The 18,572-nt window shown below is 41.5% G+C and carries 21 protein-coding genes; 11 read left to right on the forward strand and 10 right to left on the reverse strand.

Annotated features, from left to right (window positions below; all coding sequences use genetic code 11):
• The first annotated feature begins 178 nt into the window (after positions 1-178).
• The 4 genes from EVU92_RS16840 (at position 179) to EVU92_RS16855 (ending at position 6,039) form a co-directional block, all read left to right on the forward strand.
• On the forward strand, positions 179-415 hold the full coding sequence (locus EVU92_RS16840; RefSeq protein WP_130052326.1) for a hypothetical protein: 237 nt from the start codon (positions 179-181) through the stop codon (positions 413-415).
• Positions 416-484: 69 nt separating this feature from the next.
• The gene (locus EVU92_RS16845) at positions 485-1,717 is read left to right on the forward strand and encodes an exonuclease SbcCD subunit D C-terminal domain-containing protein (protein ID WP_130052327.1); all 1,233 of its coding nucleotides are present in this window, start codon (positions 485-487) and stop codon (positions 1,715-1,717) included.
• On the forward strand, positions 1,714-5,367 hold the full coding sequence (locus EVU92_RS16850) for an SbcC/MukB-like Walker B domain-containing protein (RefSeq protein ID WP_130052328.1): 3,654 nt from the start codon (positions 1,714-1,716) through the stop codon (positions 5,365-5,367). Before EVU92_RS16845 ends, EVU92_RS16850 begins: the two co-directional genes overlap by 4 nt.
• A 9-nt stretch (positions 5,368-5,376) precedes the next feature.
• Entirely contained in the window at positions 5,377-6,039 is a 663-nt protein-coding gene (locus EVU92_RS16855; protein ID WP_130052329.1) for a class I SAM-dependent methyltransferase, read from the forward strand.
• Positions 6,040-6,091: 52 nt separating this feature from the next.
• Here the strand turns inward: EVU92_RS16855 and ggt are convergent, their stop codons facing one another.
• From ggt to EVU92_RS16880, 5 genes are all read right to left on the reverse strand, one after another.
• Complete coding sequence (gene ggt, locus EVU92_RS16860; RefSeq protein ID WP_130052330.1) at positions 6,092-7,789, reverse strand: gamma-glutamyltransferase; 1,698 nt, start codon at positions 7,787-7,789, stop codon at positions 6,092-6,094.
• Between the two features lie 141 nt (positions 7,790-7,930).
• Positions 7,931-8,743 carry a transporter substrate-binding domain-containing protein gene (locus EVU92_RS16865; protein WP_130052331.1) on the reverse strand — a complete coding sequence of 271 codons (813 nt, stop codon included), beginning with the start codon at positions 8,741-8,743 and terminating at the stop codon, positions 7,931-7,933.
• Positions 8,744-8,768: 25 nt separating this feature from the next.
• Positions 8,769-9,137, reverse strand: coding sequence for a response regulator (locus tag EVU92_RS16870; RefSeq protein WP_130052332.1), 369 nt, complete (start codon positions 9,135-9,137; stop codon positions 8,769-8,771).
• Positions 9,138-9,207: 70 nt separating this feature from the next.
• The gene (locus EVU92_RS16875) at positions 9,208-9,750 is read right to left on the reverse strand and encodes a hypothetical protein (protein WP_130052333.1); all 543 of its coding nucleotides are present in this window, start codon (positions 9,748-9,750) and stop codon (positions 9,208-9,210) included.
• Positions 9,747-10,196 carry a YaiI/YqxD family protein gene (locus tag EVU92_RS16880; RefSeq protein WP_130052334.1) on the reverse strand — a complete coding sequence of 150 codons (450 nt, stop codon included), beginning with the start codon at positions 10,194-10,196 and terminating at the stop codon, positions 9,747-9,749. Before EVU92_RS16880 ends, EVU92_RS16875 begins: the two co-directional genes overlap by 4 nt.
• Before the next feature lie 103 nt (positions 10,197-10,299).
• Between EVU92_RS16880 and EVU92_RS16885 the strand changes: the two genes are divergently transcribed.
• Complete coding sequence (locus EVU92_RS16885; protein WP_239977456.1) at positions 10,300-10,833, forward strand: lipocalin family protein; 534 nt, start codon at positions 10,300-10,302, stop codon at positions 10,831-10,833.
• A 210-nt stretch (positions 10,834-11,043) separates the two neighbouring features.
• Here the strand turns inward: EVU92_RS16885 and EVU92_RS16890 are convergent, their stop codons facing one another.
• The 3 genes from EVU92_RS16890 to EVU92_RS16900 are packed head-to-tail and all read right to left on the reverse strand — an operon-like array spanning position 11,044 to position 13,318.
• On the reverse strand, positions 11,044-11,379 hold the full coding sequence (locus EVU92_RS16890) for a DUF3325 domain-containing protein (RefSeq protein WP_130052335.1): 336 nt from the start codon (positions 11,377-11,379) through the stop codon (positions 11,044-11,046).
• The gene (locus tag EVU92_RS16895; protein WP_130052336.1) at positions 11,376-12,977 is read right to left on the reverse strand and encodes a PepSY-associated TM helix domain-containing protein; all 1,602 of its coding nucleotides are present in this window, start codon (positions 12,975-12,977) and stop codon (positions 11,376-11,378) included. Before EVU92_RS16895 ends, EVU92_RS16890 begins: the two co-directional genes overlap by 4 nt.
• Positions 12,974-13,318 (reverse strand): hypothetical protein, encoded by a 345-nt coding sequence (locus EVU92_RS16900; RefSeq protein ID WP_175580338.1) that lies wholly within the window; start codon positions 13,316-13,318, stop codon positions 12,974-12,976. The genes EVU92_RS16895 and EVU92_RS16900 overlap by 4 nt, the downstream gene beginning before the upstream one ends.
• A gap of 198 nt (positions 13,319-13,516) precedes the next feature.
• On the opposite strand from EVU92_RS16900, the gene EVU92_RS16905 reads away from it, so the two are divergent.
• The 4 genes from EVU92_RS16905 to EVU92_RS16920 are packed head-to-tail and all read left to right on the forward strand — an operon-like array spanning position 13,517 to position 15,920.
• Entirely contained in the window at positions 13,517-14,209 is a 693-nt protein-coding gene (locus tag EVU92_RS16905; protein ID WP_130052337.1) for an aspartate/glutamate racemase family protein, read from the forward strand.
• 9 nt (positions 14,210-14,218) lie between these two features.
• On the forward strand, positions 14,219-14,581 hold the full coding sequence (locus EVU92_RS16910; protein WP_130052338.1) for a VOC family protein: 363 nt from the start codon (positions 14,219-14,221) through the stop codon (positions 14,579-14,581).
• Between the two features lie 19 nt (positions 14,582-14,600).
• Positions 14,601-15,182, forward strand: coding sequence for a uracil-DNA glycosylase family protein (locus tag EVU92_RS16915; protein ID WP_130052339.1), 582 nt, complete (start codon positions 14,601-14,603; stop codon positions 15,180-15,182).
• Between the two features lie 3 nt (positions 15,183-15,185).
• On the forward strand, positions 15,186-15,920 hold the full coding sequence (locus EVU92_RS16920) for a phytanoyl-CoA dioxygenase family protein (RefSeq protein ID WP_130052340.1): 735 nt from the start codon (positions 15,186-15,188) through the stop codon (positions 15,918-15,920).
• Between the two features lie 43 nt (positions 15,921-15,963).
• On the opposite strand, the gene EVU92_RS16925 is transcribed toward EVU92_RS16920, so the two are convergent.
• The gene (locus EVU92_RS16925; RefSeq protein ID WP_130052341.1) at positions 15,964-16,521 is read right to left on the reverse strand and encodes a short-chain dehydrogenase; all 558 of its coding nucleotides are present in this window, start codon (positions 16,519-16,521) and stop codon (positions 15,964-15,966) included.
• Between the two features lie 112 nt (positions 16,522-16,633).
• Here EVU92_RS16925 and arfB point away from each other — a divergent pair, with 112 nt between their 5' ends.
• Together arfB and EVU92_RS16935 are read left to right on the forward strand one after the other, a co-directional pair.
• A complete protein-coding gene (gene arfB / locus EVU92_RS16930) occupies positions 16,634-17,047 on the forward strand; it encodes an alternative ribosome rescue aminoacyl-tRNA hydrolase ArfB (RefSeq protein ID WP_130052342.1) in 414 nt (137 codons plus the stop codon).
• A gap of 134 nt (positions 17,048-17,181) precedes the next feature.
• Complete coding sequence (locus tag EVU92_RS16935; protein ID WP_130052343.1) at positions 17,182-17,499, forward strand: hypothetical protein; 318 nt, start codon at positions 17,182-17,184, stop codon at positions 17,497-17,499.
• A gap of 25 nt (positions 17,500-17,524) precedes the next feature.
• Here EVU92_RS16935 and EVU92_RS16940 read toward each other — a convergent pair whose 3' ends face one another.
• Positions 17,525-18,559 (reverse strand): DUF2955 domain-containing protein, encoded by a 1,035-nt coding sequence (locus EVU92_RS16940; RefSeq protein ID WP_130052344.1) that lies wholly within the window; start codon positions 18,557-18,559, stop codon positions 17,525-17,527.
• Positions 18,560-18,572: the final 13 nt, after the last annotated feature.

Raw genomic sequence — 18,572 nt, forward strand, 5'->3', positions numbered from 1 at the left:
CTAGTAATTTTATCCTTAATTGCCATTATTTTTGCAATAAATTAAATTTTGCGACATTTGCTATTGAAATTCACTGCCATTTGTATTTAAAATCGCCCACTTTTTTGATTTTGGGGTCTGTTGTGCGTTTGTTCAAACCCCAAATGTTTTGGTAATCAGCATAGAATTCGGTGAGCTTATGGATTTCTATATCCTAAAAAAACAACAAGAACTAATTGCAATTCCAGCGGACGAACAAAATTGTAAACAGTACCTAGATTCAGGGTATTTTTATATCGACAAAGTAGCGGCATGTAATGAAACAAATGCCCTTAAAATATTGCAAGCTAAGCAAACAAAAGCACTTAAAGTACCTTTGATAATGGCATTATTAGCTCTGCCTATGGTGATTTTTGCTTGGTATAGCTTAAGTTAACAAACCAGGCTGGGCATCTTGCCTCAGCTTAGGTATATTGGCGCTCTTACTAAATAATAAGAGCGTTTAATGAAAGTCCTTCATACATCTGATTGGCATTTAGGCCAACAATTCTACGAGCACTCCCGATTCGATGAACATCAAGCATTTTTTGCTTGGTTAACCGATACGCTTGTGTCAGAACAGATCGACTTACTACTGGTTGCGGGTGACATTTATCATACGGCAACGCCACCTGCCAGCGCAGAAAACCAACTCTACCAATTTATTAAAACCACTAAGCAGCATTGCCCAGACTTACACATAGTGATTATTGCTGGTAACCATGATTCAGCAAATCGAATTATGGCGGCAAAGCCCTTATTAGCTCAGTTTGATACCCATGTTGTTGGCCGCTTTGATAGCAACGCTCCTCATGAAGTAGTACTGCCAATCAGCACAAAAAACGGCGATGCGAATGTTGTTGCCATGCCATTTTTACGTAGCAGTGATTTAAGCAGCTATAACCGCCAACAAGAGCAACCATTAAGTTATAACCAAGCAGTTGCCCTTGCCTACAAAGATGCATTACAAGCAACAAGCGAATTACCAAACGCGCCATTAATTGCCATGGGTCATTTACATGCAAAAGGCGGAGACATCTCATCTGACTCTGAACGTAACTTAGTCATTGGTGGTGAAGATGCGATATCGGCAAGCATATTTACTGAACAACCTGATTATGTCGCGCTAGGGCACCTTCATAAAGCTCAAACCGTCGCGAAGAAAGAGACTATTCGCTACAGTGGCACGCCATTGCCAATGTCATTTTCTGAAAGGCGTTATCAACATCAAGTTGTAATTGTTGAGCTTAGTGACTCAGGAACTTCTGTAAACCCCCTTTACATTCCTAGCTTTTGTAAAGTCATGTTGCTACCAGAAAAAGACTGTGTGCCACTGAACGAATTATGTGAGCTTATAAAACAGCTCGATTTAACGGATGAAGATTTAGCGCCGTATCTTAGGGTTAAATTGGGCGCCCATGACACTGACACCACTTTTAGAGAACAAATAGAACAAGCCCTTGAAGGTAAGCAGGTTAAGTTTTGTGGCATTGAAAGGGTGCGACATCAAAGCAGCCAGCAAGACGATGAACAAACCTTATTTGAAGATGTCTCGCAAATTGAAGCGCTGAACCCACATTCACTTTTAGAGCAAGCATTTGCAAATAATAAAGATATGGCAGGGCAGGCTGTGCCAAAAGAACTAGAAAGCTTATTAAGCCAAGTGATCGATGAATTGAATGCGGAGGATCTACTATGAAAATTTTAGCGATTCGTGTTCATCAACTCGCCTCTATCTTAGACGCCGAAGTCGACTTTAGCACTTCGCCTTTAAAAGAGGCGGGGTTGTTTGCCATCACAGGTGATACAGGCGCGGGGAAAAGTACTTTGCTTGATGCTATTTGCTTAGCGCTTTATAACAAAACAGCAAGATTACGCGGCGATACAGGCAATAAAATTGACTTTAACGGCGACAATATCAAACTCAATGACTCGCGAAATTTATTACGCCGTGGGGCAGGGCAGGGCTTTGCCGAAGTCGACTTTATAGGCCAAGATAAACAGCAGTATCGAGCAAGATTAAGCTTTAGCCGAGCGCGTAATAAAGCTGATGGCAAGTTACAGCCCGCACAACATAGCTTGCACTCATTACCTGATGAAATCCTGATCGCTGACAGAAGCGCGGCAGGTAAAGAGATCGAGCGTATTATTGGTTTGAGCTTTGAGCAGTTCTCTCGAGCAGTGCTGCTTGCGCAACATGAATTTGCAGCGTTTTTAAAAGCAACCGGTGATGAGCGTGCGCAATTACTTGAATGTTTAACAGGCACAGATAAATTCAGCCGTATTGGTCAGCGTATTTTTGAGCGCCACCGTGAGCAGCAGCAATCGTTAGAGCAGTTAAAGTTAAGTTTAAGTAATTATCAGGTTTTAAGCCCTGAAGAGGTCGAAACTAAACAAGCTGAGCAAACGGCGCTTGAGGCAAAACTTGCTGAGTCACAAAAACAAATAAAGCAATTCGAACAGTACCAAACCTGGTATAAGCAAGCATCTCAGCAGCAACAACAGCTAAACCAAGCTGAGCAAGCAAAACAAGAGTTACAACAGCAATTAGAAGCCCTTGCTGAAAAAGCCACTGAAGCGAAACAAGCTCAGCAATGCCTTGAAATAAAAGATAACCGCGAACGCGCCGCTACAATTACAGCCCAACAAGGTCAGCTAACCCAAAATCGTGAGCAGCTATTAAACGTTGACCATAAAGCACTGATCAAAGATGCTGAGCAAACGCTTGAAAAGCAAACCGCGCAACTAAACCAAGCAAAGCAAGCACAAAAAGACGCGCAACCTCTTATTAGTCAGGCCCGAGAGTTAGATAAGCAACTTGCCGTATTAAACCAGCAAGCAGCGACGCAAAAAGTACAAGCGGATAAAGCAAAGCACCATCATAAAGAGCTGACTAATACACTAAATAGTCATAAAGCAGAGCAGCAAAAACAGCTTGAGCAACAAGCACACATTAATAGCTACTTAGAAACACACGCACAGTGGCAGCCTTTAGCAAAAGACTGGTCATTCTTTAAAAGTGAGCTAAGCCGCTTTAGTCAGCAACAGCACACAATTAGCCAATCACAGCAAAACGTAAAAGCTCTTCAACCTAAAATTGATGAGCAGCAAGCAGCCGCGCAGCAGTGCAAAACCCAGTTTCAAACCCTTGAGCAAGAAATTAAGCGCTTAAATGAACAAGATGCCGCCTTTAAATCGAGTTTAAATACCCAATCAATGGCGGATATTGATGCGGGGCTTGAGGCGATTAAGCACCTGATTGAAAAGCGCCAAGTGTGGCAAACTAATCAGCAGCAGTTAAAAAACTGGCAAACCCAGCTAAACACATTAAGCCAAACTGAGCAGCAACTACAAACGGCATTAAAAGATGCTCAGCAAGGGGCAGAGCAAGCACAGCAACAGGTTTCGCTTTGTGAGAAAAATTTACAGCAAGTGCAGTTAAGAGCCAGTGAGGGAGTCAGCCAGTTACGTGCCACTTTAAAAGCAGGGGAGCCTTGCGCGGTATGTGGCTCAAAAGAACACCCCTTTATGCATGAAGAAATGGTTAGCGAGCAATTTAGCCAGCTTATTAACGACTTTACCAGGGAGCTAACTAACGCCAAACAGCATTTAAAAGCTCAGCAAGCATTACAGCAAACTAAAAGTAATGAGCTGGCGGCATGTAGCCAACAGATAAGCTCGTTAAGCGGGCAAATCTCAGAACTGAGCGCTCAACAACAGAGCCTCAAAGAAACCATGGCAGCTAGCCGTACTGAGCTAAATGATTTAACCGAAGATCAGTTAAGTGAGCGTCAGCAACAGCTCAGCCTGCAAAAACAGCAATACTACAAAACCCTCGAGCAGCAACAGCAGCTGCAAAACACACTTACGGCTAAGCAAACTGAATATAATCAGCAAGGGCAAGCGCTACATAGCAAAGAGCAGCAATTAAACGAATTGCAACAACAGCTAAATAATCTGCAAACACGTTTAAATGAGCTCAATGATGAGCATCAGCAGCTCTATACGACACTAAATCAACAGTTCACCAGTGCACCTTGGTGGCACGCATTAAATGAACAAAGTATTTCTCTAGAGAACATCGCTGAACATGTTAAGGCCTATCAAGCTTCGCTACAAACTGCAGATGAGCTTAAAGCTAGCTTAAAAACGATTGAGCAGCACCTTGCTCATTTAACGCCGCAGCTTAACGAAGCAAATGCCTCTTTAACTCATTGCAACGAGCAACTAAGCCAAACTCAAAACGAACTAACGCAGATACAATCAAAGCGCGAGGGCTTATTGAGTAACGCTGCAATTTCGGTAGATGAGTTTATTGCAGAGCTAGAAAAGGCGATAGATTCAGCGCAGCAAGCACTACAACTTGCCCAGACAACCCATAGTCATGCGGTAAAGGCGCGTGACGAACAAGCCATTCAAATCGCCAATATTGACGAGCGTGAGAAAGAACTAAACGCTGAACAAGCAGCGCTTAATGAGCGCTTTTGCGTTTGGTTTAACGATTTTAAAGCGCAGCATCCAAACTTGGATGAGCAAGCAATTAGTCAGCTATTAACGATAAGCCCTACTGAAATCAAGCAAACTCTGGCTGAATATCACTCCGCCGAAAGCGGCTTAAAAGACGCTGAAGCTCTTTTAAAACAACGACAACAGGCTCTGGCTCAACATCAAAAAGATAAGCCAGCTCTGGGAGAAGGTGAGCTGCAAATACAACTTAATCAGGCCACAGAGCAACAAGTGCAAACGAATAACGCATTATTGCAAGTTGCGACGGAGCTTAAAACCCATCAACAAAATAGCCAAGCGCTGGCTGATAAACAAAAGCTATTAGTGGAACAACAAAGAAGCTATGAGCACTGGTATCTACTCAATAAGGTGCTAGGAGATGCAAGCGGTAAAACCATGCGTAATCTAGCGCAAACACAAACCTTAAAAATACTTCTGCACTACGCGAATAGCCACTTACAGACACTAAACAAACGCTACAAATTAACAGCCATAGGACAAACACTCGATATCGCAATTATCGATAAAGACATGGCCGATGAGCAGCGCTCTGTAAATACGTTATCTGGCGGCGAGTCATTTTTAGTGTCGTTAGCACTGGCATTAGGTCTTGCATCGTTGTCGTCAAATAAAGTGCAAATAAACTCTTTGTTTATCGACGAAGGGTTTGGTACTTTGGATAGTGAAACGTTAAGCATCGCGATGGATGCTCTTGATTCTCTGCAAGCACAAGGTCGCAAAGTGGGCGTTATTTCTCACGTATCGGAAATGACCGAACGCGTTGCCACGCAAGTGCATGTGGCGAAAAAACCAGGTGGTTATTCGACCATCTCAGTTATTTAAAGGATTAGCATGCCAACTTTTAATCACGAAGAAGCAAGTCACTACGACGAACGTATTTTGCGCCTAGTTCCAGGTTATGAGCTATTACATCAAGCAACCGCCGCCCAACTGGCAACAACGCTGAGCGATGATGCGTGCATTTTAGTTGTTGGAGCCGGAACAGGTAAGGAAATCATCGAATTAGCAGCATTAAACCCTAGCTGGCAGTTTATTGCTCAAGATATTTCACAAGACATGCTCGATATTGCCGAGCAGCAGTTTGGTCAGCATAACATCAGCGACCGCGTGACTGTACACTGCGGTGATATCAACGACATCGACAGCCAATGTGACGCAGCATTGTGTTTATTGGTAATGCATTTTGTTGAGGATAACGGCGACAAAAAAGCGCTATTAAAAGCGGTTCACAGCAAACTTAAAAAATCGAGCAACTTATACATTGCCGATTTAATGCGCCCAGAATCTGCTTTTGAACGTGAATCACAGCTACAGCTTTGTACACAGTTAGGTTTAACCGAAGCCGGCGTAGAGCACACGCGCCACAATCTAGAGCACGAGTTTTATCCATTAGACCGAATTCGTTTTTCAGAGTTAATGAATGAAACCCGATTCAGCACCCCAAAACAGTATTTTAAAGTGCTGGGTTTTACAGGGTATGTGGTTGGGAGTTAGCTACTTTACGGAGCTGACGGCTGATAGCTGACAGCTCTTTTAAATTCCGAGCCTAATACCCCGCGGCCTGTCCGTCTTTACGGGTTTCGGATGCGCCGTAATAAACGCCGGTTTTAGGGTCTTTCAATATAGCTTGATAACCACCGTATGGGCCAACGGCGTCTTGTAAGGTGTGGCCTTTTTTCATTAACTCGCGGCGGGTTTCCATCGAAAAGCCTGACTCTAAACTAACAAAACCACCGTCTTCCATAATCTCACCGGTTGGTTGCGATGAACCTGTGTGCAGAATACGCGGTGCATCACCGGCTTCTTGGAGGTTCATGCCAAAATCAATCATGTTGATAAGTATTTGAGCATGCATTTGTGGCTGTGTTGCACCGCCCATCACGCCATAACTCATATATGGCTTGCCATCTTTGGTGACAAACGCAGGAATGATTGTATGAAATGGTCGTTTGCCTGGCTCATATTGGTTCATGTGGCCTTTTTTAAGCGCGAACATTTCACCACGGTTTTGCAATACAAAGCCTAATTTGGCAGGTGTCATACCTGAACCCATGCCACGGTAATTACTTTGAATAAGTGAAACCATGTTGCCGTCTTTATCGGCGGTCGTCATATAAATGGTATCGCCTTCTACTGGGCCTGCATGGTCGCGTTTTGCGGCTTTGTTAGGGTCTATCAGTTTACGTCTTTGGTCAGCATATTGCTGCGAAATAAGTGTTTGTACGGGAATGGTGTTAAACGCTGGATCGGCGTAGTACTTTGCACGATCAGCAAACGCGAGCTTTTTCGCTTCAACAAAGGTGTGTACGTATTCTGGGCTATCAAAACCCATTGCTTTGATATCGTAACCTTCAAGAATATTCAAAATTTGCTGTGCAGCAATACCTTGACCATTTGGTGGCAATTCCCAAAGCGTATACCCCCTATAATCGGCGCTCACAGGCTTAACCCATTCACTATGGTGCGCAGCTAAATCTTCATAGGATAAGTAGCCGCCGTTTTCTTTCATGTAGCGACCAATTTCTTTAGCTATATCGCCTTTGTAAAAGGCATCGCGGCCGCCTTTGGCAATTTTGCGATAGGTATTTGCAAGGGCAGGGTTCTTAAATATATCGCCTTTTTCAGGCATTGCTCCATCAGGCATGTAAACATCTTTAAAACCCGGGTATTTACCACGCGCAGCTACACTTTTTTGCATGTAATAGGCAATCAGTTCCGACACAGGGAAGCCATTTTCGGCATAGTCGATAGCAGGTTGTAATAGCGTTTTCATTGGCGTTTTGCCGAACTTTTTGTGCAATTCAAACCAACCATCAACAGCACCAGGTACCGACACTGGCAAGGGCCCATAAGCAGGAATATAGTCCCCCTGTGCTTTTAAAGTATCAAAAGACAAGCCTTGTGGTGAACGACCAGAGGCATTTAAACCGTAAAGTTGCTTAGTTTTGTTATCCCAAACAATGGCAAACAAGTCGCCACCAATTCCACATCCTGTTGGCTCAACAAGGCCAAGCACTGCGTTTGCTGCAATCGCCGCATCAATGGCATTTCCACCTTCTTTTAATACTTGTAAGCCCACTTGCGTAGCTAACGGCTGTGATGTTGCAACCATACCTGATTGTGCGATGACTTCAGAACGACTTGCAAAGTTATGTCCTGTGATGCGATCGTAAGCTTGAGTAGCGCCTGTTGTACCTAAGCATATAGCGAGCACTAAGCTTTTAATGAGTGGAGTTGGTTTCATAGTTTTTGCCCTTTTTATTGTATTAATCACTATAAAAAGCAATTAAAAATGAGGCAATGGCTTTGCGTTCGAGTGCGAAAAATCGCGATTGACTTCAAAAATAAGAGAAGTTGCGGATATTTTACCTAAAAACAATCCAAATTAGTAAATAGCAGAGCCATTTAAGCACGGCTGCGCAACTGTCGATACTTCGCCGTGAGAATGCATCTCCTCTGCTACAAACTCATCAACAATTCGGTCTATTTGATCTTCTTGCTTCATGGTATCAAGCGCTTTTTGCAGTGCAGTGATCACCTCTAGCGACGTATTTTTGTTAAGCGCTAAGTAATTACCCACTAAAGCAGGGTGCTTAAGCTCAAATACCGGTGTTACTTGTTCTGGATTCATACCCACATTCATCAATTGTGATGAAAGAGTAAGAGACGAGCCAATCAGCAAGTCATGCTTACCTTGCTTAAACATTTTTAGCTCTTCAAACTTTTTTGAGTAAGTTAAAAATTGCTGGCCTTCAGTTAGGTTAAAATCAGCTAGAACGGTTTGATATACATCACCACGAGATACGCCAATGGTGTAGTTTTGCAACGACTGAGTACTCGTTACTTTAATGTCGTTGCGGTTATTTAAACGGTATAAACAAGAATGCCCAGATACCAAAGGGCCAACCCAATAAAATTGAGTTTCTCGCTTTGCGGTACGCGAAGTAGAGTAAATTCCTGCATTCGGTTGGGCGAGCGTTTGTGACATTGCGCGCTTCCAAGGCAATACACTAAACGTACAGCTCAACTTGGCTCTTTCGCACAAAGATTCCATGATTTTGGTGTTAATACCTGTGATTTGATTGTGCTGCACAAAGTTATAGGGTGGAAACACTTCGGTGTATAAAGTCAATTGTTCAGCACTTGCCACTGCTGTGCTTACTGTGAATAAACTCACTATTGTTAAATGCTTAAACATCGCTCTTAACTCCAGTTTTTGCTGGTTATTCTGGTTTAACAATTCGACTTAACTGCTTTTGCAGCGTATTTAAACAAAATGGTTTGATAATAAAGCCGTTTACTCTTGCTGTAATCATCTCGTTGACCGTTTGCTTACTATCTTCGCACGTCACCATAAGTACGGGTAAATCTCTAAGTACAGAGGATTCACGAATATGATTAAGCAAGCATTTACCATCCATTTTCGGCATGTGTAAATCAGTTATTATCAGGTCAAAGCTTTGCTTTTCTAGTAAATCTAACGCTTGCGCGCCATCAGTCGCCTCTGTTATATCCTTATAGTTTAACCTACGCAACATGTTTATAAGCACATGGCGCATCAAGGGCATGTCATCGACGACCAGTATTTTCATCTGAAGTACTATTAATTTTTGCGGTATTCTAAGCTTAGTTTGCTAACTCAATAACGCAATAAACTAGAAACTAAGAGAAAATATCTGCGACTAACTGACTAAGACGTGCGATTTTAATATTGCTTAACTGACGGTAATCAAAATAAGGGCAGACAATCACTTTATCTGATTTACTAATAGCAAACTCATCATCAAGCCAAGTTAGCTGACTACTGAGAAGCCCATCATTGATAAGCTTTTTGGCATAGGTTCGCCCAGCAACAATATGTAATTGCTTTGGTTTGTCTAATAACGGCGGGCTAAACAGTAATGCCGTTTGACTATGTGCTTGTAGCAGTTGTTCATCGCGAAAAGTCTGCCAGTCAGGTGCGCATTTAGCAAAATCATAATATTCACTTGGTAGTGCAAACAGCACTTTGCCATACACGTTAAAAACTTTACGCCAACCATTTCCGCATGCTTGGTTTATTTCGTTAATTTGGCCGGTTTGCATTACATGTAAATGGTCAAGCTGTTGCCAAGCAGGCATTGGCGGGCGTTTTTCTATATAAACAGCGACTTTAAACGCCTCATCACCAAAACCGATTAGCGCTCTGCTATTAGCGACACTCATGACTTTTTAGCTAGAATTCGGTCTAGGTTATTAGCAAAGTTCTGGCGATCAGCTTGGCTTAACGGCGGTGGGCCGCCGGCCATTTCAACGCCACTAGAGCGCATTGTATCCATAAAGTCACGAACGTTTAAACGTGAGCGAATATTTTCAGTTGTATATAACTCACCGCGAGGGTTGAGCGCTTGGGCACCTTTTTCGATAACTTCTGCAGCCAAAGGGATATCACCGGTGATCACCAAATCACTCGGCTCAATGCGCTTAACGATTTCGTTGTCAGCAATATCAAAACCCGAAGATACCTGCAAACGGCTAATATACTTTGAAGGGGGCACTCGCATCGCATGGTTCGCCACTAATGTGGTGAAGGTTTGTGTGCGCTCTGCGGCACGAAATAATATTTCTTTAATAACGACGGGGCAGGCGTCTGCATCAACCCAAATCTTCATACTGTTCTCACTTTAATTTTTGACTTTAATAGTTTACCGTAATTGAACTAAATTAGTGCCATTAACGTATTAATTTGTTTGATTTTTAAAAGGGAGTAAAAGCGTGCAAACATCATTAAAGCTAATCGGAATTTTATGTATCACAGCTATTTTATCTGCGTGTACAGGAGTGCCAGACGATATCAAACCCGTCGATAACTTTGAGTTAAACAAATACACAGGAACTTGGTACGAAATTGCACGTTTAGATCATTCATTTGAACGCGGCCTAGAGGGTATTACTGCCGAATACTCGATTAACCCAGATGGCAGTGTGAAAGTTATCAATAAGGGATACAGCGCTGAAGATCAAGAATGGCAGCAAGCTGAAGGTAAAGCGAAATTTGTCAAGCAACAAGACATAGGCCACTTAGAAGTATCATTCTTTGGGCCATTTTATAGCTCTTATGTAGTGTTCGAATTAGATAAGCAAGATTATCAATACGCTTATATCACTGGCTATAACAAAGAGTATTTATGGTTTTTGTCACGCACCCCTAACGTTACAGAACAGCAAATGCAGGACTTTATAAACACAGCAAAAAAATATGGTTTTAAAACAGACGAGCTTATTTATGTTGACCATAAGAGCTTGTAAAGGGGCTTTACAACTGTCTTTAAACTATCACGAATGTGCAACACAACTGTAATGGAGGATGAGCATAATACTCACCATTAAATTGTAGCAACATGTGATCCCCAATTTAATCCCCTGCTTGGGTAGGCATTGCCTACCCATTTTTTTATATCAATTCCTGAATTAGGTATTGTTTCGAATTGGTATCAGATCAGTTTTTTACTAACTAAACTAGAAAATCATCACTGAAAAGCCACTTAACAGCAAGACAGACATAGTTAATAAACTGACATGCTTAACCCAAGAAACAGTAAAACTGAATAAAATCATTAATATAAGTACACTTAATGCCATATAGCCGCAAAACAGCAATGCGCCATATCCAGCATCTGACAGCACACAAAGTACTAAACTTAGTAAAATAGTGATCCAGCCACTTAATAAAAAGCTATTTCTTTGTTTTTCAGTCAATTTCTTTTTAAACACATCACGAAAATGATTAAATTTTGCAAGTGCAAAACAATTAAATCCTAAAAAGCAGAGACTAAATTGTAGTAATTCCATCATCCTTGTTGCTCCTTTAAAATCCTGTTTTTATTTGATCTACCTTTATTTGTAGTGGTTTTATGGCTTGGTATTTTTTTGCTTTGTAGTAAAAACAGCCCCCCTGCACAAATAAACGCACTATCAATACCAAATAAAGCCCACTGTTTAGTTAGTAAATACGTGATCCAATTACCATCTGTTGTCAGCGCATTTACAATAGGCACTAATAAGCAAGCAGCAGCGTTTAACCATGCACTATAGCGCCAATGATGTTTTTCTCGGCCGATCACAGCAACAACTAGCGTCGCAAGCCAAGCTAAGAAAAACACGAGTATTTCTTTATCGGCACGACCAGCTAACTCTAAAGGTAATAGTCGATTAGCAATGAAGAACGCTGCGGTTGCAAGGGGTAAGCCCATCAATGTGGCTAAATTTAGTGTCTCAACGAGCTTAAGTCCAAAGCTTGGTTTTTGCTCTGCTTTGAGTCTCTCGCGTAAGCGCTTTGCCCACATGATGCAGCCTGTAGCTATCATGGCACAGCCTGCTACGCCACAGAAAAAATACAACCAACGCAGTAATGGCTCGGCTAAACGGCCGCTATGTAATGCTGTCATTGAGTCATAAAACTGCGCCGAAGCGCTCCAATCTTCACCTGAGCTCGCTTCGAGCTCACCTGTTACACCATTAAATAAATAGCGTGGTCCGTTATCTACAAGCTCTTTGCCGGTTGCCAAATAAACCACTATTTGTGAGGTCGCTGTATTCGCATTTCTCACAAACACGTGGCTAATGTCGGCATTCGGTGACTTAGTATAAATCTGATCTAATACCTCTTTGATTGCCACCATAGGGCGCTGCTCTTCACTGGGCTTAGCACGCTTGTTAATGGGCAATGCCTCATCAAACATTTGTCTTAAGCCATTTTCATATACGGTTTCAGCGGGGTAGGGGAACAGCATAAATATCAGAGTAATAATACCCGTATAGGTGATCATAATATGAAACGGCAACGCTATTACCGACGAAACATTATGTGCATCTAGCCAACTTCGGCTGCCTTTGTTAGCTCTAAAGCTAAACATATCTTTAAAAATGCGCTTATGGATCACAATGCCAGTGATCAATGCTACAAGCATAAATAATGAGGCTAAACAAACAATTATCCTTGCAGTAAAAACGTCTATGTAATGCAAATCAAAGTGTAAGCGATAGAAAAAATTCCCACCTTTAGTATCTCGAGGCGCTGGCAATTGCTCTAAATTATTAGGGTTCAAATAGGTATAATTGAAAGGCGCACGACGCTGCCCTGGCTGTTTAGGCTCAGCAAATCCATAGCTTAAAACTGGATTTCGAGATTCAGGTAAGTTTATTCGCCACGATAATGAGTTAGGTGCCTGCAACTGTAATTGCGCAAACACATATTTAATTTGATCGGCTTGAGACTGAATACGCTTAGGCTGATGCTGCACATGATGCGTTTCGGGCTTAGCCCAAATAGTAATTTCATCCTTAAAAAAGCTGATAGTACCAGCAAAAAATATCAAGAATAATAACCAACATACCAGTAAACCGACCCAGGTGTGCAGCCAAGTCATTGAGCGGAAAAAACTCTCTTTCATAACCACCCCTTAATCAATGAAAGGGCCAGTAATTGCCCACCAGTAGTTAGTAAAATTGTGATCCATACAGTCTTTAAAGACTTAACTGCAAACACCCAAATAAATACACAACAGTAAAAAAATACCGATAGAGTCGTAGTTAAAAGAACACTGTCGAGTTTATTAAGTGGTAATAACACAGCTAATAACGAAATAAGTACACTGGTAAAAGCGTAACCACCAATGATGGCTGCAACAAAACGCAAAAATACAGCGACACGATAAGATAGGCTCACAGAACCCTTTTTAGCTGTAATTTTAGGGTGATTGTTTGTCACTGCATCTAATGATTGAGAGTGCATGATAATCCCTTAAAAAATAACACGAGAAGAAAACCACATATTATATCGCCGCCAAACAGAAAGATAGTGATTATCATTTGCGTAAGCGTATTTAATAATGAAACAAATTCATCCTGTATTTTTGTTAGTAAAATAATGATCTGCTAGCTTTGTTCTGAGCATTGTCATATGGTGTTATGAAACTAAAAAGAGGTTGTAATGAAAACAATAGGCTTAATTGGTGGTATGAGCTGGGAGTCAACGCAAAGTTACTATCAACTTTTAAATCAAGGCATTAAAAATGAACTTGGGGGGCTACATAGCGCCAGAATAGTACTTGTCAGTCTCGATTTTGCCGAAATAGCAGAACTACAACAGCAACAGGATTGGCCACAGATGGCCGAAATACTGATAAAAGCAGCCAAACAGGTTGAAGCTGCTGGCGCCGATTATTTATTGATTTGTACTAACACGATGCACAAATTAGCAGAGCAAGTACAAGCATGTGTTTCTATTCCTTTGTTACATATTGCTGATGCAGTTGGTGAAAAGCTAATACAATGTAACCATAAAAAAGTGGCTTTGCTGGGTACTCAATTCACTATGGAGCAAGGCTTTTATAAACAACGCTTAGCAGATAAATTCTCTGTAGACGTTTTAATTCCTGATGCTCAGGAGCGTGAAATAGTGCATCGTGTGATTTATGATGAACTATGCAAAGGCATAATCAATCCAGAATCCAAAGCCGAGTACCTAACAATTATTGATAATCTAACTAAGCAGGGTGCAGAGTCCATTATTCTTGGTTGCACTGAAATAGCATTGCTAGTTCAGCAATCCGATGCCTCAATTCCATTACTTGATAGTACAGCACTGCATTGCGCCATGGCGCTCAAGAACAGTTTAAAATAGGAACAAATTATGTCGAACCACCATAGCTTAAATTATGTTGAGTTTGCAGCAAAAGATTTAGCTGCAACAAAAGCGTTTTTTCATCAAGTTTTTAAATGGCAATTTACCGATTACGGGCCTGAATACAGCGCATTTAGCGTTGAATCAGCGGGCCTTGACGGTGGTTTTTACCAAGCACCTCTAAGTAGCTCAACCTCTAATGGCGGTGCGCTAGTAGTGCTTTATTCAAATAATATTAAAGAGACTCAAGCACAGGTAGAAAAACACGGCGGCACAATTATTAAGCCTTTGTTTGATTTTCCTGGAGGCTGTCGTTTTCACTTCACAGAACCAAGTGGTAACGAGTTAGCTGTTTGGTCAAAACAAGCATAGATCATATTTTTACTAACTCATGACTACTCAATCATTATTAGAACAAGTTAGTAAATGCGTGATCTGCGAGACTCATTTACCACTTGGCGCTCGGCCCGTTATTCAATTTAATTCACGGGCTCGTATTTTAATTGCTGGTCAAGCGCCAGGGATAAAAGTACATGAAAGTGGCAAACCATTTGATGATGCTAGCGGTGAAAGGCTTCGCTCTTGGCTTGGCGTAAGCAATGAAGAGTTTTACGATAATAGTAATTTTGCTATTCTGCCAATGGGCTTTTGTTACCCAGGAAAAGGTAAGTCGGGCGATTTACCACCGAGAAAAGAGTGCGCGATTACATGGCGTGAAAAACTTTTAGCACAGTTAACTAATATTGAACTCACCATTATCTTAGGTAAGTACGCGCAGGCATATCATTTACCCCACACTAAGCAGTTACCCTTAACTGAGTTAGTAAAATCGTGGCGTGAATATTGGCCAAGTTACCTGCCATTACCTCACCCAAGCCCTCGTAATAATATCTGGCTGAAGAAAAACCCATGGTTTGAGCAACAAGTATTGCCTGAGCTTAGTAGTAAAATACGTGCAATTTTAGCAAGGTAAAAAATGGAAAATAACTTTTTTGCTGAAAACGGCTATTGCCATGTAAAGGGGCTTTACACAGCGAATGAACTTGGCAAGATAAGGCCCATTCTCGATAAGTTTCATTATAACTGGCTGCTAGAAAACCAACGTTTTTACCAATCCAGAGGGATTAATAGCTCAGGGTTGACTGGCGCTGCATGTTTAAGTACTGAAGAAAAGTTTACCCTTTTTGAATTTATCTGTGCCGATACTCTATTGAATCAGGTTAAAGGCGTTGTTGCTGAACCTCAGTTTATGAATACTCAATTATTTTTTAATCCTTACAATCCCAAACAAGCAAACTATTGGCATCGCGATATGCAATATCACTTAGAGCTTGATGCACAAAAGGCCGCACTTTATGGCCCTGAAGTTTTACATTGCCGAGTAGCTTTTGAAGATGAGCCGGGAATTGAGCTAATACCGGGCAGTCACAAAAACTGGGATTCAGACGAAGAACTAGCTGTAAGATTGGGGCAGCAAGGAGCTAAAAATAATGATTCGCTGAGACGCGGAAAACAAGTTGCATTGAAGAAGGGTGACTTACTCATATTTTCGGCAAATATGATCCATCGGGGCTTGTACGGCATGAATCGATTTGCCCTAGATATTTTGTACTTTGAACGTCACCCGAGCCTGAATGAATTTGTACAAACTGGATTTTTACCAACTGCAGAACAAATGCAGCATCTAAAAAACGCAATGGTATTCGAGTAAGTAGAAAAAAGCGGCTCACTAGCCGCTTTCTTTTTTTGTGCTGTTACTGCAACATCGCGAATAACTCTTTTAACTGCGGCATGTATTGCTTAACTAAGTTAATATTACTTTCGCTAACATCTGCTGTTGCAGTACTTGCTTTAACACCTTCTAAAGCACCCGCCATTGAGCGAGCCCCCGCATTAGATGATGATGCCGTTAGGCTTTGTAAACCACTCATCGCTTGGTTTACACGTTGCTTGTTCTCTTCAGACATACCTGCTTTAAGGTTTTCTAAATAGGCAAGAGATACTTCTGAGCCAACTGTAACTAACTGCTCAGGAGTGAAACCGTATTGTTTGGTTAACGCTGCAAACTCAGTGTAAAGCTCATGCCTTTTAATGTGGCCTAATGCATCCATAACAGAGGAACTATCTGCACCATTAGAGCTTCCTAACATACTATCGAGATTCAAACTTTCAAGCTCTGGTTGGTTTTGCGACCAATTTACTACTGCTGGCAAAGCCCTGATATAACGCTGTAGCTGGCTTTCAGTAATATCTTCTGCGAAGCTAGAAAAACTCATCGCCAGTAGGCTTATTGAAATAAATAGTGCTTTCATTGTGATCTCCTTTCTTTCAAATTGGTTAGCAATCGGCTCACATAGTCGAGTAATTATGTTTGACCAATTACAAATGTTATAATCCTTTTTTTACCATAGCTAAATGAACCTGATGTTAACTATTTCTAATACTGTCACGATTGCTGAATGGGAGCTCGACTTTAGTGCGATCCGTTCTCAAGGTGCTGGCGGACAGAACGTCAATAAAGTGGCTACAGCAATTCACCTACGCTTTGATATTAACCGATCAAAATTACCTGACTTTTACAAACAACGTTTGCTTAATTTAAATGACTCTCGAATCACCAAAGAGGGCGTAATTGTCATTAAGTCGCAAAGTCATCGTACACAAGAGATGAACAAAGAAGATGCGCTTAGCCGTTTAAAAGAAATAATCGTAAACGCTACACAAGTACAAAAGAAACGTAGAGCAACTAAACCAAGCAAAAGCTCTCAGAGAAAACGTATGGACAGCAAAACCAAAAGAGGACAAACAAAAGCATTACGAAAAAACATAAAACCCTAACCTTAGCACCAGAAAACCGTGTCAAAAATGAGCGAAACTGTAAAGAAGTGTAACTTGTTAACAAAGTTAATTGATGGTTAATCCTGCCGCGTCTATAATAGTAATACAATTTCAGAATAATAAAGGAGGGGCGTATGGGCCAAAAATCACGTTTTTTTGCAGCTGCAATGATAACGCTGTCAACGTTGCCTATTTCAAGCTTTGCTGTAGATTCTTGGCAAGCTGGAAGCGCGTATCCGCAAGGTAGTGAAACCTGTTATAACGAAATTCTTTATAAAGCCAGATGGTGGGCAACACCTGGAGAAGAACCAGGCAGTTCTCAATGGGGCGCTTGGGTTGCAGATGTTGCTTCAAAAACTTGCGTACAAAGTGTTGTAAAGAAGCAAGAGGATTTATTAAAGTCTTTACCCACAATTTTCGAACCAAATAATAAAAAAGGGAGTACTGAATAACTCCCTTTTTTGTGCATATTAGATTTTACTCGAATGTGTGATGCCTTGTCATTTCAAAGCGATTTAAAATGTGATGCATAATGTACACTGCACATAAGCTCAGCAGTATTGCCACTGATACTGACGAAAAGCGATAAAGTGCGCTGTATACTAGATCTTGCCCCGGCCCCAATGACTGGCCAAACAAAATGCCAAATGTAGTAATAATACCAAAACCGACACCTGGAATACCCCCACCAATTATATGATAACGACTAAAGATAAAAGTTAAGATCCATAGAATTAACGCCGGAAATATCAAAATATCAGTATGGTTGTACAAGAATAACTGTGAAACTAAGGCCAAATTACAGCCAATTAAAGTTCCTATAGCACGTTGCCATGCAGCCATACCAGCCGCTTTCCAGCATAACGAAAATAAGATCAGAACAGATGCTGCTTGAGCAGAAATTGAATCTTGTAAATCAAAAACCTGAAAAACCACAAATGACAAGGTTGCCACCGTTGAGCAAAGTAATACCTCATGGCGTACACTTTCTTTTGCTTTTTCTGGCATCTGACGGCCTTGGCGCGGTGAAACATCTGGGAATAAACCATGCATTAGCATCGAAAACACCACAGTAACCACAACTGCAACGGCATTACTAATAATCAGCGGATAAATACTTACCCCTCCACCTGTGTAGGTCGAAAAATGCAATTGAATAGACAAGCTGACCACTGTTGTAGCGCCAAATAAAAAGTTAGCGCCACGACTCATTTGATAGAATAAAAAGGCAAATGCCACAAAGCAGATCATCGTCATAACAACAGGCAAGTGAGAGAACAGCCCTTGCACTACAAGTACAAATAATGCACTGAATACTGCGCCTGCGTAAAACTGTCGAATGATATGCATGTTTAACACAGGCACTAAGCCGAGCAATAGCATAGGGTAAACAGTAAAAAAGATGCCATTAGGCCAGTTCATCAATTTTGCCAGTGCAAACCCTAATGCTGAGCCCGTAGCAATGCGAAGCGCCTGGCGCAAGCCATTACCATCGAGTTGCAATACAGACATAGCTCACCCAGCC

Source organism: Pseudoalteromonas sp. MEBiC 03485, from assembly GCF_004195145.1.
Lineage (GTDB): Bacteria > Pseudomonadota > Gammaproteobacteria > Enterobacterales > Alteromonadaceae > Pseudoalteromonas > Pseudoalteromonas apostichopi.